Below are 17,374 nucleotides of genomic sequence, written 5' to 3'. Positions count from 1 at the left end.
TCACCTCACGGTGAACACCCTTGCATAGGCTAACGGTTCTCGCTCGACTGAGCCCGTAGAGGACTTTCACCTCCTAGATCAACGCCATGCTCGGCGCACCAACAAAACCTTTGTGCCTTACGACACAACGGTCAATTTCAATCTTGGTGCCATTATTAGCTTCTAAAGATAAGTTCTATTTGAGCGCGTCATCTAGGCTTTGATCGCCAAGGTGACGTACATCTTTACCCTTCACAAAATAAATAATGTATTCACATATATTTTGGCAACGATCCCCCACTCGCTCAATCGCGCGGGCTGACCACATCACTTGTAGGGTGTTGGGGATATTCTTAGGGTCTTCCATCATATAAGTCATTAACTGACGAATCACCGCTTCGTATTCAGCATCCAATTTGTCATCAAGCTTATGAACCTCAGCCGCAGCATCAACATCCATTCGAGCAAATGCGTCCAAGACTTGATGTAGCATAGTGATCGCTTGTCTACAAAGTGGCTCTAGCGATACGTGGAACTTTTGTTCTTTGGTCGATGGAATCTCTATCGCGCCTTGAGCGATCTTAGAAGCAACATCACCAATTCTTTCGAGATCAGTAATTGTTTTGATGATCGCCATAATCAAACGTAGATCTTTCGCTGTAGGCTGACGTTTGGCGATAATACGAGTGCAAGCCTCATCAATAGATACTTCCATTGCATTCACTTTGTGATCGTCACGAATCACTTTTTTGGCCAGTTCCACGTCATCTTTATGGAGAGCTTGCATCGCAAACGAAAGTTGCTGCTCCACCAACCCGCCCATGGTAAGTACATGAGTACGGATAGACTCTAGTTCTACGTTGAATTGCCCTGAAATATGACGACCGAAATGCATATCAGCTCCTTGAAAAGAAATGAAACAAGCCATTGATATAAGAGTGGCTTAGCTCTGAGCGGCTCCGATTAAACGTTAGCCATACCTACCTGTTATGTAGTCTTCTGTTTGATTTTTCAATGGAGACGTAAAGATTGAATCCGTATCTGAGTACTCGATCAATTTTCCCATATGGATAAAGGCAGTGTGATCACTAACACGAGCAGCCTGCTGCATGTTATGAGTAACAATCACTACGGTATACTGGGTTTTCAGATCGTTAATCAACTCTTCAATGGTCAACGTAGAGATAGGATCCAATGCTGATGTCGGTTCATCTAACAACAGAACTTCTGGTTCAATCGCCACTGCACGGGCAATGACCAAACGCTGCTGTTGACCGCCAGATAAACCAAAGGCATTCTCATGCAATCGGTCTTTCACTTCGTCCCATAGCGCAGCTGCGCGCAAAGAACGTTCAACAGCATCATCGAGATCTCGACTGTTACTCATGCCTTGTAGTCTCAAACCGTAAACCACATTCTCATAAATAGACTTAGGGAAAGGGTTTGGGCGTTGAAAAACCATTCCAACACGACGTCTCAATGTAGCCACATCAACCTTAGGGTGATAGACATTCTTACCATGAAGTTTTACTTTCCCTGAAACCTTACACCCCTCAACCAAATCGTTCATACGATTAATACAGCGTAATAGGGTCGACTTACCACACCCAGATGGGCCGATAAATGCGGTCACTTGTCCTTTAGGAATCTGCATTGAGATATCATCGAGCGCTTGGCTTTCTTTATAATAAAGATTCAACCCTTCAATTGAGATAGCGGTTTGCTCGTCAGTTAGGTTATGAACATCTAGTGGAGCTTGGTAACCCAAGGTTTCATTAATTGAGAACATTTAATCTTGTCCTAAGGTTCGATATTTTTCACGCAAGTTATTACGGATATTGATGGCTGTTAAATTCAAACCAACGATCACCGTAACCAGTAAAAATGAAGTCGCATACACTAAAGGTCGTGCCGCTTCGATATTCGAAGTCTGAAAACCAACATCGTAGATATGAAAGCCTAAATGCATGAACTTTCTATCTAAGTGTATGTAAGGGAACTGACTATCAACAGGCAAACTTGATGCGAGTTTAACAACCCCTACTAACATCAATGGGGCAACTTCTCCCGCAGCTCTAGCAATCGCTAATATTAACCCCGTAATAATCGCAGGGCTTGCCATCGGTAACACAATACGCCATAGCGTCTCAAATTGAGTTGCACCAAGCGCTAAAGAGCCATGTCTTACAGAGCTAGGAATTCGCGTCAAACCTTCTTCTGTTGTCACAATAACAACCGGAAGCGTCAATACCGCTAAAGTCAGTGCAGACCAAAGCAGTCCAGGAGTCCCAAATGTTGGAGCAGGTAAACGCTCTGCATAAAATAAGCTATCGATTGATCCGCCAATGGTATAAACAAAAAAGCCTAAACCAAAAACACCATATACGATCGATGGAACACCCGCCAAATTGATCACGGCAATACGAATTAAACGAGTCAATGCGTTACTTTTTGCGTACTCATGTAGGTAAATAGCCGCAACAACGCCTAAAGGCATCACTACGATCGACATCAGTATTACAAGCAACACAGTACCAAAAATAGCAGGAAAAACCCCGCCTTCAGAATTGGAGTCTCGCGGATTTTCAGATAAGAATTTCCAAACTTGCTTACCCCAATGCCCGACCTTTTCAGGATAAGACATTTTATTGGGATACCAGTAATCCAGTATATGACTGAGCGGTATTTCTACCTTTTCGCCTGTCATATCTTCCACCAGCAAACTTTCCACATTCAATTGCGTTCTGAGATGCTCCAGCTTTAATTCGGCTTCATCTAATTGACGGTTTAATTCAAGTTTGGTTTCTGTATATGTTTTAAGATAGTCATCACTCACTGACTCATTTAGCTCTAGCTTACGCTTTTCTAAACGTAAATTTTCTAATTGCCAACTAACGTTACGTATCTCTTGATTTACAACACGTGACGTTTCTTCACGCAATGTATCGGCAAACGCCAAACCGTCTTCAAGCTTTTGGTCAATGTTCGAGTAAAAGGTTCCAGAAGCCGTTTTAAAGCCAACGGGTTTACCAAAGAAATACCCACCACGACTGCGTTCAATCACAGCCCATTCAGAGGGGGTGGTTGGCTCTAGTAAATTCACATCCAGTATTGATACAAAATCAGCAGGGTAAAGTTCTCTGTTTGCGACTTTGATATTTAAGCGCTGTATTAACCCAGTAGAAATGTTTTGTGGCGATAAAAGATCATGAGCTTGTGGTACCTGTTCTATCGGAATGTATTTTCGTTCATACAACTGACCAATTAGCACATCTTGCTTTGACACCGTTTCATCAAGGTCGACAACCAAAGATAGATCTTTAGACTCAACTTGCCATTGGTACAGCGGGGTCGGCCAAAAATAAGTTAACCCTTTCCAGCCAATCAATAACATTAAACCAAGAACAGAAAGCATACTAATACTCACTGCACCGCCGGTTAACCAGATCCATGGAGAGCCAGATTTAATCCAAGATATTAATGATTTTAGCTTATCCATCACCACCAACCTCGAACGTTGTCCACATAAACAAAGCTGTCATCGTTTTCATGAATAGCACAACGCTCAGTGTCCTTAGTGAAACAACGAGATTCAAGCACGCAATGAGACAAAACATCAAAACTACAGAGCACGATATTTATCTCTCAATCTTTGTCTTACCCACTCAGCAACTGAGTTCACCGCGAATGTAAAGATAAACAGCAAGAGTGCAGCCAAGAACAGCAAGCGGAAATGAGAACCACCCACTTCTGATTCTGGCAGCTCAACAGCAATCGTTGCCGATAAAGTTCTCATCCCTTCCAAAACATTCCAGTCAAGAATTGGGGTGTTACCTGTCGCCATCAAGACGATCATGGTTTCACCAACTGCTCGCCCTAGGCCCATCATAACCGCAGAAAAGATACCTGGACTCGCCGTCAATAGCACCACATAAATAAGCGTCTGCCACGCCGTCGCACCCAACGCTAATGACCCATCAGACAAATGTTTAGGTACAGAGAAAATAGCATCTTCAGCAATAGTGAAAATCGTTGGGATGACCGCAAAGCCCATAGCAAAACCAACCACTAGCGCATTGCGTTGGTCAAAGTCGATACCATAGCTAGCCAAGAAGGTACGAATATCACCACCAAATAACAAGGCTTCAATGTTGTTTCCACCAGCAAACACCGCAACCACTGTAATCACCAATACCGGAATCAATATCAGAGCATGCCAACCGTTAGAGAAGCGACCCGTTACCCTCTTCGGTAAACAGAACCAAACAAGTCCAGTCAACAGTGTGCTCAGTGGTAATAGCATCATTAATGAGAAGACAGCCGTTAAATGTGTTTCAACGATTGGAGCAAACCAAAGCCCAGCCAAAAATCCGATGATCACGGTTGGAAGAGCTTCCATCAGCTCTATCGAAGGCTTCACCACTCTTCGCATGCGTGGAGACATAAAATAAGCGGTGTAAATAGCTCCGAGCACAGCAACCGGCACGGCAAACATCATCGCAAACAGAGCGGCTTTGATAGTACCGAATGTGATAGGTACTAAACTGAATTTCTCTTCAAAGTCATCATTCGCCGATGTTGATTGCCAAACGTATTGCGGCTCAGGGTAACTTTCATACCAGACCTTTTGCCAAAGCGAGGAGAATGAGATTTGTGGGTATTCATTGTCGACTTTAGCCACACTGATGATGCCATCAATCAACGTTGCCAGATGCAGTTCATTGGCAGACATAGCGGCTAGTTGTGGTGATTTATCAAATGCGCGTTCAAACAACGACAGCTTTTCACTGGTCGTATAGTGGCTTTGTAATGTGCCGTTCTTATAGAAGCTATAAAAACCCTTTCTATAAGTATCAGGAAGAATAAATTGCACTTGTTCAGCAAGTTGGAAGTCTCGAATATGGGTCAGGCTACGCTTTTCATCTTTGAGTACATCGAACCATTGAGAAACCTGTCCGTCCTCATGCGTAACCAACAACGAGTATGCGCCAGACAATAAATCGATGCTTTTCACGGAATGCTTCGCATCATTTAAGCTAAGATCAATCACTTCACGAACATCAAAACCGTTATCTGATAGTTTCAAAACAACCAAATCCGATTGTGCTCGTAGGTATAAGGTTTGCCCATCAGGTGTGACAAGCAGTTGCTGCTGCAAGCCCAACTTATCCGATAGCCATTGGCTCTTCTGAAAAACATACTGACCAGTAAGGTCACTCTGATACCACTTAACCAAGACTCGTTGGTCACTTAACTGCGCGGCAACCGTAATCCCACGTCCATTTTTAGAGAATGCGAATTTGTCGATCGTCGCCCCATTTGAGGGTTCATCATTTAAAAACGGTTCAGGGAGAGTGATTTGCTCAATTTTAGGTTCGGCTTCGCTGCCCTTTTTCAGCACAGGCGCACTATACTCAGGATAGAAAAAAGTAAGATTGCTTGCGCTGTCGGCAAAGGCAAACCAGTTTTCAGATGGGGTGTTTCGAGAAAAGGCGATGGGGTTGGCTACAACATCACGCTCAAAGTAAGAGTGTGTATTTTGAGACTCTAAATCCCAAAACTGTACCAAACCAGATTTTTCGATAGTAAATGCATGCTGACCGTATTCATCAACCGATAAGACGATAGGTTTTTCTACGGCAACGGTCTTTACAGCTTGGTCTGTCTCTAAACCAGTATCAGAAAATACCGGTAAAATGACCATCGCCAAGTAAACAAAGATCAATACTAGGGCAGCTAGAACACTGACCGCGCCACATGTCACCGAAAAACGGACGAGACGATCTTTCAACCATCTTTTTTTGTCGCGCTCTTTCAATGAAAATTGGGCTGATGCCATCTGTTTATCTACCTTTTTTTAGCTACTGACATAATATGTACGTTAGATGACAATTATATTACAAGTTACGTTAAACAACTGAAACTAATAACAAGTTTGTTAGCCATATTTCTTAAAGTAAGATCATAGATTTTGTGAATTTTGCCATTCTAATTTAAAGTAATCAGCTCTATAGCCAGTACTCAAGGATTCTCATCTCGATGGAAAAAGACTATGTCACAAAAGAACTTAGCTGGTTATCCTTCAACGAAAGAGTGCTCCAAGAAGCGGCAGATAAGTCAGTCCCCTTAATCGAAAGAGTTCGTTTTTTAGGTATTTACTCGAAAAACCTCGATGAGTTTTACAAAGTTCGATTTGCTGATGTGAAACGAAAGATCTTACTTCAAGATCCTCAATTACCTGCCAACTCGCAGAAAACCTTACTCACTCAAATGCAGAGCAAAGCAAGTAAGCTCGATGCTCGATTCCATGAGTTGTATAACGACTTATTGTTGGAACTGGCGCGCAATCGTATTTTTTTGGTCAACGAACAGCAAATCAGCGAAGAGCAAAGTGAGTGGATCAAAAAGTACTTTAAGAAAAAAGTGCTGCCACACTTAACTCCGTTTCTCTTGAACGAAGATAGCCAGTTGCTCAATATTATGAAAGACGAGCAAAGTTACTTAGCCATCGACATCGAGCGTGAGGCATCTTCTCAATACGTATTACTCGAAATCCCATCAAAAGCGCTCCCTCGATTTGTTAAGTTACCAGACACCTCGGGTTCTCAGCGTACTACTTTGATCTTATTAGATAATATAGTTCGATTTTGTTTAGATGACTTACTTAAAGGGTTCTTTGAGTATGACTCAGTACGTAGCTTTGCTATAAAAATGACTCGCGACGCCGATTATGACCTTCAAGAGAACAATGAAAGTAGCCTATTAGAATCGATGTCTTTAGGTTTAGAACAGCGCTTAACGGCACTACCGATACGTCTTATCTATGAGTCAGAAATGCCAGCTGAAATGCTCAGTTTCTTACAAGTCAGACTAAAACTGTCTGACTACGACAGTGTTATCGCCGGAGGTCGCTACCACAACTTCAAACATTTCTCTGAGTTCCCAAGCCTTAACCGATGTGATTTAGTTAATCGCCCGTTACCCGCAATTAAGTGCGCGCATTTTAGCCACCATCCAAACTATTTTGAAGCGATCAAAGCTCGTGACATCTTGTTGCATTACCCTTATCACACCTTTAATCACATCACTGAGCTCGTGAGGCAGGCTTCCTTTGACCCGAAAGTAACCTCCATAAAAATAAACGTTTACCGTGTTGCAGAAGGCTCAAAACTCCTTAGCTCAATCATCGATGCGGCGCACAATGGAAAAAAGGTCACAGTGGTTGTCGAGCTGCAAGCTCGCTTTGATGAACAAGCCAATATTCAGTGGACCAAGAAACTTCAGGAAGCCGGTATAAAAGTCATCCATGGCATCCCAAGTTTGAAAGTCCACTCCAAACTGCTGCTCATTAAACGGAAAGAAGGCAAGCATACGGCGCATTACGCCCATATTGGCACCGGTAACTTTCATGAAGTAACAGCGCGCGTGTATACCGATTTTTCTCTGCTCACTGCGAATGAAGATTTGACCCAAGAGGTGAGACAAGTCTTTAAATATATTGAAAACCCTTATCAAAAATCACAGTTCAAACAACTGATTGTGTCACCGAAGAATACAAGAAAACGTCTGTATCAGTTGATAGATAATGAAATACAAAACGCGATGGAGAACAAGCCTGCAAGCATCACTCTAAAACTCAACAATTTGGTCGACCGAGAGATCATTGAGAAGCTCTATCAGGCCAGCCAAGTCAATGTAAAAGTGAGAATGGTCATTCGTGGCATGTGCTCTCTTGTCCCTGGCATACCCAACATCAGTGACCATATTGAGATTGTCAGTGTGGTCGATCGTTTTCTTGAACACCCAAGAGTGATGATCTTTGGTAACGCTGGAAAGCCGAAAGTCTATATATCTTCAGCTGACTGGATGACGCGAAACTTCGATCATCGGATCGAAGTCGCCACTCCAATTTTAGATCCAAATATCAAGCAAACCATTATCGATATCACCGAATTTCATTTCGATGACAGCAATAAAGCTCGAGTGCTAGACCAAGCGATGAGCAACCCTTACATAGAAGCACCAGCAAACCAACTCGAATACCCGACGTCACAACTCTCCACTTACCACTATATTAAACGTATGGAGAAACTTGCTCGCAAGAAGTACAAACAAGAGAAGAAATCATGCCGCTAATTGATAACAAACATTCTCGATGTATTGCCGCTATCGATTTAGGTTCGAACAGTTTTCATATGGTGGTTGCCCGAGTATTCGATCAACACCTGCAATTAGTCAGCAGACATAAACAGAAAGTGAGATTAGGCGATGGGTTGGATGAGCATAACTTCTTATCCGAAAGCGCTATCGAGCGAGGTTTGGAGTGCCTCAAGGTATTCGCAGAACGACTAGCGGATTTTGAACTTGATGATGTCAGAGTCGTCGCGACTCATACCTTGAGAAAGGCCAAAAACACCAAAGACTTCTTAGAGCAAGCTAAACCATTGTTTCCTTTTCCAATAGAGATCATCTCAGGTCAAGAAGAAGCTCGAATTATCTATAACGGCGTAGAGCACACTCAAGCTGCTTCCGAATCTAAATTAGTTATTGATATCGGTGGCGGGAGTACCGAAATCGTCGCAGGACAAGGCTTTACACCCAAAATAATGCGTAGCTTACCGATGGGATGCGTCAGTTTTACTCAGCGCTTCTTTGCCGATGGAGGGCTGACATCACAGCACTTCTCCGATGCTTATGTCTCTGCTACTCGCCTGTTGATGCCATTAATTGAAGAATACAAACAAATCTCTTGGGAAGTTGCCTTTGGCTCATCAGGAACCGCCAAATCAATAAAAGAGGTGCTCATTGGCTTAGGGTTCACCGATGGTCTCATTACGCCGCAACACCTATCCTATTTGAAGAACCACTTATGTGAATTTCCATCTTCTAAGGGATTAGGCCTTTCAGGTTTAAGCGATGAAAGAAAGCCGGTGTTTGCAGCTGGCGTCACGATTCTTTCAGCAGCTATGGATATGCTCAACATCAATGAATTGCATTTCTCCGATAGTGCCTTAAGAGAAGGGGTGCTTTATGACATGGAAGATCGGTTTAAAGATATTGATGTTCGAACAAGAACCGCCGAAACGCTTGTCTCTCGATACCATGTTGACGTAGTTCATGGCCAGAAAGTCAAAGCACTCGCCCTTTCATTACTGAAACAAGCGCAACCTCAGGTGAGTACTGCGGTAAATAATGAACTTTATGATCTGATTGGGTGGGCTGCATTGCTTCATGAAGTGGGACAAAGCATCGCATTCCAAGGCTATCACCGCCATTCAGCTTATCTGCTTAAACATACGACTATGCCCGGTTTCAATACTGAGCAGCAGCGTCTGATCTCAACATTAGTTCGCTATCAAAGAAAAGCGCTCAAACTACAAGATTTGCCGGAACTTTCTCTGTTTACTCAGCAACAAGTCACCCTGCTGATTCGTATATTGAGACTCGCTATCTTACTCAACCGTCAGCGAAATCAAGCACTGGCCCCAGACGTGACTCTAACGATTGAACAACAGGATAACTGGGAATTGAAAGGAACTAACAGCGATTGGTTGGCCCAAAACCAACTGCTTGATTATGAGCTCAGAGAAGAGCAACAACGTTGGAAAAATGCAGAATGGTCGTTGCAGCTAAAATAACGAACAGTCAAAATAAAAACAGCTTGCGACGCGCAAGCTGTTCATACGTTTTTTTCTAAGTTTGTCGTAGCCTGAATTAGAGCCCGACTTTTGCCAATTCTTGCTCTGCGAACTCAGACGGTATCGCTAAATAACCATCTTTTTCTACAAGCTCTTGTCCCTGCTTTGAGAATACAAAAGTAAGGAACTCTCTCTCAACCGGAGAAAGTGGTTTATCCGGATGCTTATTCACATACACATAGAGAAAACGAGATAGAGGGTAATCACCACTCAAGATATTCTCACGCGTAGGCTCAACATAATTAGAGCCGTGCTCTGCAATAGGAATCAGCTTAACACCTGCTACGCGGTAGCCAATGCCCGAGTAGCCAATCCCACTGATGGATGAAGCGACCGACTGAACGACTGAAGCCGAACCAGGTTGCTCATTCACACGATTTTTAAAGTCACCGCCGCACAGTGCATTCTGTTTGAAGTATCCATAAGTCCCCGATACAGAATTGCGACCGAACAATTGGAATCGATGTTTCGCCCATGGCTGATCGATTCCGAGATCTTGCCAGTTATTGAGGGGCCTTATTGCTCCGCAGCGTAATGTCTCAGAAAAAATACCATCAATCTGACGAAAGTTAAGCCCTTCAATAGGATTATCTCGGTGGACAAACAGCCCGATTGCGTCAATAGCGACTCGTAATGCAGTTGGCTTATAACCATGCTCTCTTTCAAAGGCTTCCACTTCACGTAAACGCATTGGTCGGCTCATAGGACCAAGGTGAGCAGTCCCTTCCGTCAATGCAGGAGGCGCAGTAGAAGAGCCCGATGCTTGGACCTGAGCGTTCACATTCGGGTAGTAGGATTTAAACTCCTCTACCCACAATGTCGTCATCCCAGCCAAAGTATCAGACCCGACCGATAACAAGCTTCCAGAGATACCAGGAACTTTGGAATAATCAGGCAATGACTCAACACTCTGCTCAGCGAAGCTTGGACACGCCAATACCATCGCTAACAGTGAACCAATTGGCAAACGCATCCTGCGTATTAAGTCACTCATGACACAGTCAATCGGTTTGGCAACGTGAAATGGAAACGACTGCCGACGCCCACTTCACTTTGAATTTCGAGATATGAATCGTGGTGGCTAAGCGCATGCTTTACAATCGCTAATCCAAGACCACTACCACCGGTATCACGAGAGCGGGCTTTATCTACACGATAGAAGCGCTCTGTGAGTCGATGTAAGTGTTGAGGCTCAATACCATCACCAGTATCTGACACATCTAAGCACGCGCCATGGCTGGTTTGATACCAACGCACTTTGACCGTTGCACCTGCGGGTGTGTATTTAACCGCGTTATAAACCAAATTCGATATCGCACTTCTCAATTGGTCTTCATCGGCAAGAACTCGTAGGCTCTTATCGATATCAAACTCAAGCTTATGTTCGCGCTCACCGCTAAGGCTCGCCGCTTCTTTCTCAAGAACCTCAAGCATCGCCGGAACGTTGACCACTTCATCCAACTCATGCATTGGCGCCGCTTCAATTTTCGAAAGCGTGAGTAGTTGATTAACCAAACTGTTCATTCGATTGAGCTGCTCAGTCATTACGCCATGCGCCTTGGTCCACATTGGGCCAACGATCATGTCTGGATCTTCGGTCATTTCAAGGTAACCTTGAAGGACGGTCATCGGCGTACGCAATTCATGAGAAACGTTAGCGAAGAAGTTACGGCGCATGCCTTCTAACTGCTTAAGCTGGGTCACATCACGTACCACCATCAGGTGTTCACCCTCGGTATACGGCACAATACGCAGCTCGAGCATACGCTCCACATTCAATGGAGAAGGCATCTCTAGCGGTTCTGAAAAATCTTGTTTATTAAGATACTTGATGAAGTCCGGCGTACGGATCAAGTTAGAAATCGGTTGTCCTGAATCGTCTGGCCAGCGAAACCCAAGTAAATACTGAGCTAGCTTGTTACACCAAACAATATTCCCTTCTCCACGAAATACCACAACGGCATCGGGAAGGGATTCTGCACCGTTTCTGAAACGGCGAATAAGGTTGGTCAGCTCTTTACGTTTGCGACGCTGTCTCTGCTGCATACGATAAATACCGTTAAACAGAGACTCCCAATTCCCAGAACCTGATGGTGGCGTTAGACGCTTCTCATCCCACAACCATGCGGACAAGCGCATTTGGTTGTGTAGATGCCAGCCGAGCTGCAATACCGTAGCAGCCAGCAGTAACCAAGGTAGGTAGCCGAATATCCATCCAACAAAAACCCAAGGTGCGTAAAAAAAAGCCAGCTCCCAAGCCAGCTTTTTCCAGGTTAACTTTTCAACCATTCAGGACTCCGTAAACTGGGTAGCGAAGCCACACTAAGCCTTTGTAGAAAAACGGTAGCCCGCGCCGCGAACCGTTTGGATTAGCTTGTCGTGACCTGCAGATTCAAGTGCTTTACGCAGGCGTCGAATATGTACGTCAACGGTACGGTCTTCAACGTAAACGTTGGTGCCCCAAACGTTATTCAGCAGTTGCTCTCGGCTGTACACACGCTCTTGGTGTGTCATAAAGAAGTGCAACATTTTGAACTCTGTTGGTCCCATATCAACCGGACCTTCGCTTGCGGTAACGCGGTGAGATACAGGGTCTAGCTTAAGACCTTGTACATCAATCACATCTTCTAGTGCAGTAGGCGTTACACGGCGGATAACCGCTTTCAGGCGAGCAACGAGCTCTTTGGGTGAAAATGGCTTGGTGATGTAGTCATCAGCACCCACTTCTAAACCACGCACCTTATCTTCTTCTTCGCCACGAGCCGTTAGCATCACCACTGGGATGTTGCGAGTTAACTCTTCACGCTTCATGTGCTTGATAAAGTTTATCCCGCTACCACCAGGTAGCATCCAATCTAGTAATACTAGATCTGGGAAAGGTTCACATAGCTTGTTTACCGCTGTATCGTAATCTTCAGCCTCTACTGCTTGGTAGCCTTTTTGTTCAAGCACGAAGCACAGCATCTCACGAATAGGTGCTTCATCTTCAACGACCAGAATCCTTCTCGACATAATTGAATAGCCTTTGTATTTAATCAACGCATTGCATTATCTGAGTTAATTATGACACTTTTGTGACCTTTGAAAACAAATTTTCATATAACTGTCTCAAACATTTCACTTTATAACTTTTGATACAGAGCTAGGGACAAATCGAATTAGATCTCATATCATGAAGCACTTCTAAAAAGGTATGAGAAAAATTTATGTGGTTTAAAAATTGCCTAGTCTATCGCTTCAACCGTGATATTGATTTCAACGCAGATCAGCTAGAGAAACAACTTGAAGAATTCCGCTTTACTCCTTGTGGTAGCCAAGACAAACAGAAGTTTGGTTGGGTACACGCAATGGGTAGACATGGCGATATGATGACGCACGTATCAGAAAACCGCATTCTTATCTGTGCAAAGAAAGAAGAGAAAATGCTACCCGCTTCTGTGATCAAAGAATCATTGAACGCAAAAGTAGAAACGCTTGAGACAGAGTCTGGTACCCCTCTGAAAAAGAAAGAGAAAGACAGCCTAAAAGAAGACATCATCATTGATCTACTTCCTCGAGCATTCAGCCGCAGCAACTTCACTTACGCGCTGATCATGCCAAAAGAAGGTTTCATTGTGGTTGATGCGAGCAGCTACAAAAAAGCAGAAGATGTATTAGCATTGCTACGTAAGACAATGGGTAGCCTGCCAGTAGTGCCAGCTATCCCAGAGCAAGCGATCGAAACGACTCTTACAGAATGGGTGAAATCAGGTGATACGCCACAAGGCATCACTATGCTTGATGAAGCAGAACTAAAATCTATTCAAGAAGACGGCGGTATTGTTCGAGTTAAGAAACAAGAACTAGAAGCTGATGAGATTAAAAACCACATCGAAGCCAATAAGATGGTGACGAAACTTCTTATCAACTGGCAAGACCGTATTGAATTCATTCTTGCAGAAGATGGCAGCATCAAACGCCTAAAATTCAGTGATGAGCTCAAAGACGAAAACGACGATATTCCTCGTGAAGATCAAGCTGCGCGTTTTGATGCGGACTTCTCTCTACTTTGTGGTGAGTTCAGTGTTTTCCTTCCAAACCTATTTGAATCATTAGGCGGGTTAACTCAACCTAACGCTTAATCAGTCAAACTATAGGCTCAGGTGCTAACGGTATCTGAGCTTATTTCTCACTAAGTTCTCACTTATATCTGCCTCTAGACCCTCTTGTTAATGTCATTGCTATCTTTAGGGCTATCAACCAAACTCATTTTAGCGTAAAATTTGCGCCCCTTTGATATCACTTGGTGGTATCAACCTGACTTGAGATCAGATTAGAGAACGAAGCAATGACTACACAAAAACCATTTGTACCTGAACTATTATCACCGGCAGGAAGCCTCAAAAACATGCGTTACGCATTCGCCTACGGCGCAGATGCAGTATACGCAGGCCAGCCACGTTACAGCCTTCGTGTTCGTAACAACGAGTTCAATCACGAAAACCTACAAATCGGTATCGATGAAGCTCATGCTCAAGGCAAAAAGTTATATGTTGTATGTAACATTCAGCCGCACAACTCTAAATTAAAAACATTCATTCGCGACCTCAAACCAGTTGTAGACATGGGCCCTGACGCGCTTATCATGTCAGATCCTGGTCTTATCATGATGGTTCGTGAAGCATTCCCTGAAATGCCAATCCATCTTTCTGTTCAAGCAAACGCAGTAAACTGGGCGACCGTTAAGTTCTGGTCAACTCAAGGCGTTGAGCGTGTGATCTTATCTCGTGAGCTATCGCTTGAAGAGATCGAAGAGATTCGCGAACACTGCCCAGAAACAGAGCTAGAGATCTTTGTTCACGGAGCTCTTTGCATGGCTTACTCAGGCCGTTGTCTGCTTTCTGGTTACATGAACAAGCGCGATCCAAACCAAGGTACTTGCACCAACGCTTGCCGCTGGGAATACAAAACAGAAGCAGCGAAAGAAGACGAAAACGGTCAGATCGTTGAAGCAAACCCTACTGGTGTTGCTATTCAAGAAGTAGAAACGCAAGACATTGAAGTTCAAGATGAGCGTCCAGACAACACACTAGGCCTTGGTAAACCAACAGACGAAGTGGTTCTGCTTTCTGAATCACACAAGCCAGAAGAGAAAATGGCAGCGTTTGAAGATGAGCATGGTACTTACATCATGAACTCAAAAGACCTTCGTGCAATCCAACACGTTGAGCGCCTAACGAAGATGGGTGTTCACTCTCTGAAGATTGAAGGTCGTACTAAGTCTTTCTACTACTGTGCACGTACTGCTCAGGTTTACCGTAAAGCTATTGACGATGCAGTGGCAGGCAAACCATTCGATGAAAGCCTAATGGGTACACTAGAGAGCCTAGCTCACCGTGGTTACACTGAAGGCTTCTTACGTCGCCATACACACGATACATACCAAAACTACGAGTACGGTTACTCTATCTCTGACACTCAACAGTTTGTTGGTGAGTTCACAGGTAAGCGCCGTGGTGACCTAGCGGAAGTAGAAGTGAAGAACAAGTTCCTAGTAGGCGACAGCTTAGAAATGATGACACCGAAAGGTAACGTTGTTTTCAAACTAGAAGTTATGGAAAACCGCAAATCTGAAGCGGTCGACGATGCGAAAGGTAACGGTCACTTTGTATTTATTCCTGTACCAGCAGATCTAGATCTAGAGTACGGCTTGCTGATGCGTAACTTGAGCGAAGGCCAAGATACACGTAACGCATCAGGCAAATAATTTTTACTTAAGCGACTTACTTGAGAAGAAAATAATGGCTCTGTTAATTACTGACAAGTGCATAAACTGCGATATGTGTGATCCTGAATGCCCAAATGGTGCAATCACTATGGGCGACAGCATCTTCGAGATCGATCCTGATTTATGTACAGAGTGTAAAGGTCACTATGAAAAGCCAACATGCCAGTCAGTGTGTCCGATTACAAAATGCATCATCACTGACCCAAACCATATTGAAACTGATGACGAGCTACTTGAGAAGTTTGTTATCATTCAAGGCTTGACCTAAAAGAAGAAAGGTTCAACTTAACCATAAGTTGAACCTTTTTTTTCATCCTGATTTTCCGATTGGATAAATATTGCAGAAGAGCTCTTTTTCAAATTGATATTCGAGTCGTTCTCGCCAGTTTATTGATTGAGCTATAGGAACAAGATAAAAGTTTTCCCTGCTGGTATCGGTCACAAATGCCATTCCATACTGCATCAATTCATAGTGAACATCATTTACGAAACTAGGGTCTAAACGTTGTCTGCCTGTTAGCTGATTGATGTCATCTCTTGAAATTGAAATACCCGAGCTTTCAGCGTTGAACCTATGTCTTAACCATTCTGAAAATTCCTTCGCACAAATCATAGTCATAGTCTTATCCTTGAATTATCTATCGACGGGTATCAGACTCTGATTTCGCATACTGCATATAAGCCGCATCTTTCACCCCAAAACACTCAATCCCTGACCAAACCTTGTCAAATTCGCCATCGCCCTTGCTGATACCGTTATTGCTTTTATTAATATCAAACGATGTTCTTAATCTCGTGTTTACAAACTCTAGACAAAAGTGTGATATTTCTCCAGTTTTAGAGTCGAAAAAACCAGTGGCAGTACCACTGTAAAAAGCCTCGATGAACAGGATTACTTATTCGATATCAAGGCCAAACACTGACTTGGCATCACTTTAACTTTTTTCTTTTTCTTAGTTTTCGCTACTTTTTTAGGAGGTGGAACTGGAACAGTCTTTGGAGCCCAACTTGCAAGGTCATCTCCACAACCGTCACCTTTAGGAGGGCTCGCTTGAGCTATGCAGTTTGAACTGCCTTCAGGACACTTTAAACGAACGTGGAAGTGGGAGTGGTGTCCCCACCAAGGTCTTATTTTGCCTAACCAAGCTCTATCATTAGCGTCAGAGTTTTCTTGTTCACAAAGGGTTTGCTTGATCACTGGATGAACAAAAATACGCACCACTTTTTCATCTTTCGCCGCATAACGAATAACTTGAAAATGATCATCGGTCCAATTCGATTCACGCAATTTGTAGTTGGTAAGATCCACAACGCTCACAGGTTTAGGCACAGCTAATTCGTTCTCTGACAACCTCTTACTGGTTAACCTTAGCCATATATCAATATCTAACCCTGTTTGATGACTTGAATGACCTGAAGAAAAGCGCCCTCCTCTGGGAAGAGAAATATCACCGATCAATAAATTAGTATTGAGCTTCTCGCTGGTCGTGACTCCTAACCTCTCAATAAACTTTATAGCTTCTGTATGGCCATAGTAGCGCTCTCTTTGAGGGCGAATGATCTGATACCCCAAACCATTAATAGGCAAAGCCTGCGCGCCGTCTAGACAGCCATTGACATAGCTTCCAATTGATGAGGGTGAATTTTTAGTAGGGTGACTCTCTTTTTCCCACGAAGTTGCTGATAGAGAAAATGAACAAAAGAATACAACCAGTGCAAAAAAGAACCTCATAATAATCCCAAATTACTGACGCTTATTCATTATATTAGTCGCCATTTAGGATTAGGTGCATATCGTACTTAAGTTTTTGGTGGTAGCTAGTGAATTATACCAATTAAAGTAAAAATGTGATCTAATTAAGATTGATGAATTATTGTGAAATTTAGCCATGGATAGCCTTAATAACACTGACTTCAAAAAGCTTGCGAG

General features: G+C 43.5%; 14 protein-coding genes. 5 read left to right on the top strand and 9 right to left on the bottom strand.

Going from position 1 to position 17,374, the window contains the following annotated elements:
• Positions 1–175: 175 nt before the first annotated feature.
• The 4 genes from phoU to F0229_RS21090 all read right to left on the bottom strand — a co-directional run bounded on the left by phoU (position 176) and on the right by F0229_RS21090 (position 5,818).
• Positions 176–874, bottom strand: coding sequence for a phosphate signaling complex protein PhoU (phoU, locus tag F0229_RS21105; RefSeq protein ID WP_171733636.1), 699 nt, complete (start codon positions 872–874; stop codon positions 176–178).
• A 75-nt stretch (positions 875–949) separates the two neighbouring features.
• The gene (gene pstB / locus F0229_RS21100) at positions 950–1,768 is read right to left on the bottom strand and encodes a phosphate ABC transporter ATP-binding protein PstB (RefSeq protein WP_010440452.1); all 819 of its coding nucleotides are present in this window, start codon (positions 1,766–1,768) and stop codon (positions 950–952) included.
• The gene (gene pstA / locus F0229_RS21095) at positions 1,769–3,478 is read right to left on the bottom strand and encodes a phosphate ABC transporter permease PstA (protein ID WP_016796700.1); all 1,710 of its coding nucleotides are present in this window, start codon (positions 3,476–3,478) and stop codon (positions 1,769–1,771) included.
• A gap of 123 nt (positions 3,479–3,601) precedes the next feature.
• Positions 3,602–5,818: an ABC transporter permease subunit gene (locus F0229_RS21090; RefSeq protein WP_171733635.1), complete on the bottom strand. Its 2,217-nt coding sequence runs from the start codon at positions 5,816–5,818 to the stop codon at positions 3,602–3,604.
• Positions 5,819–6,018: 200 nt separating this feature from the next.
• Here F0229_RS21090 and ppk1 point away from each other — a divergent pair, with 200 nt between their 5' ends.
• Together ppk1 and ppx are read left to right on the top strand one after the other, a co-directional pair.
• Positions 6,019–8,115: a polyphosphate kinase 1 gene (ppk1, locus tag F0229_RS21085; RefSeq protein ID WP_171733634.1), complete on the top strand. Its 2,097-nt coding sequence runs from the start codon at positions 6,019–6,021 to the stop codon at positions 8,113–8,115.
• Positions 8,106–9,617, top strand: coding sequence for an exopolyphosphatase (ppx, locus tag F0229_RS21080; RefSeq protein ID WP_171733633.1), 1,512 nt, complete (start codon positions 8,106–8,108; stop codon positions 9,615–9,617). Before ppk1 ends, ppx begins: the two co-directional genes overlap by 10 nt.
• Positions 9,618–9,693: 76 nt before the next feature.
• Here the strand turns inward: ppx and F0229_RS21075 are convergent, their stop codons facing one another.
• From F0229_RS21075 to phoB, 3 genes are read right to left on the bottom strand one after another with little or no spacing between them, the layout of a single operon-like run.
• Positions 9,694–10,650, bottom strand: coding sequence for a PstS family phosphate ABC transporter substrate-binding protein (locus F0229_RS21075; RefSeq protein ID WP_171733637.1), 957 nt, complete (start codon positions 10,648–10,650; stop codon positions 9,694–9,696).
• Positions 10,651–10,667: 17 nt separating this feature from the next.
• Positions 10,668–11,966 carry a phosphate regulon sensor histidine kinase PhoR gene (gene phoR, locus F0229_RS21070; RefSeq protein WP_171733632.1) on the bottom strand — a complete coding sequence of 433 codons (1,299 nt, stop codon included), beginning with the start codon at positions 11,964–11,966 and terminating at the stop codon, positions 10,668–10,670.
• A gap of 33 nt (positions 11,967–11,999) precedes the next feature.
• Positions 12,000–12,689, bottom strand: coding sequence for a phosphate regulon transcriptional regulator PhoB (phoB, locus tag F0229_RS21065; RefSeq protein WP_004735064.1), 690 nt, complete (start codon positions 12,687–12,689; stop codon positions 12,000–12,002).
• A gap of 194 nt (positions 12,690–12,883) precedes the next feature.
• Here phoB and rdgC point away from each other — a divergent pair, with 194 nt between their 5' ends.
• The 3 genes from rdgC (at position 12,884) to F0229_RS21050 (ending at position 15,712) form a co-directional block, all read left to right on the top strand.
• Entirely contained in the window at positions 12,884–13,798 is a 915-nt protein-coding gene (gene rdgC / locus F0229_RS21060; protein WP_171733631.1) for a recombination-associated protein RdgC, read from the top strand.
• Positions 13,799–14,004: 206 nt separating this feature from the next.
• Positions 14,005–15,423, top strand: coding sequence for a tRNA 5-hydroxyuridine modification protein YegQ (yegQ, locus tag F0229_RS21055; protein WP_017062848.1), 1,419 nt, complete (start codon positions 14,005–14,007; stop codon positions 15,421–15,423).
• 34 nt (positions 15,424–15,457) lie between these two features.
• A complete protein-coding gene (locus F0229_RS21050) occupies positions 15,458–15,712 on the top strand; it encodes a YfhL family 4Fe-4S dicluster ferredoxin (protein ID WP_004735061.1) in 255 nt (84 codons plus the stop codon).
• A gap of 42 nt (positions 15,713–15,754) precedes the next feature.
• Here the strand turns inward: F0229_RS21050 and F0229_RS21045 are convergent, their stop codons facing one another.
• Together F0229_RS21045 and mepA are read right to left on the bottom strand one after the other, a co-directional pair.
• Positions 15,755–16,063 (bottom strand): hypothetical protein, encoded by a 309-nt coding sequence (locus F0229_RS21045; RefSeq protein WP_017062536.1) that lies wholly within the window; start codon positions 16,061–16,063, stop codon positions 15,755–15,757.
• Between the two features lie 273 nt (positions 16,064–16,336).
• Positions 16,337–17,176, bottom strand: coding sequence for a penicillin-insensitive murein endopeptidase (gene mepA, locus F0229_RS21040; RefSeq protein WP_171733630.1), 840 nt, complete (start codon positions 17,174–17,176; stop codon positions 16,337–16,339).
• Positions 17,177–17,374 lie beyond the last annotated feature (198 nt).

It is taken from the genome of Vibrio sp. AIC-3, from assembly GCF_013114515.1.
Classification (GTDB): Bacteria; Pseudomonadota; Gammaproteobacteria; order Enterobacterales; family Vibrionaceae; genus Vibrio; species Vibrio crassostreae_C.
Note: the sequence above shows the minus strand (reverse complement) of the source record. Positions and strands in the feature narration are given on the sequence as shown.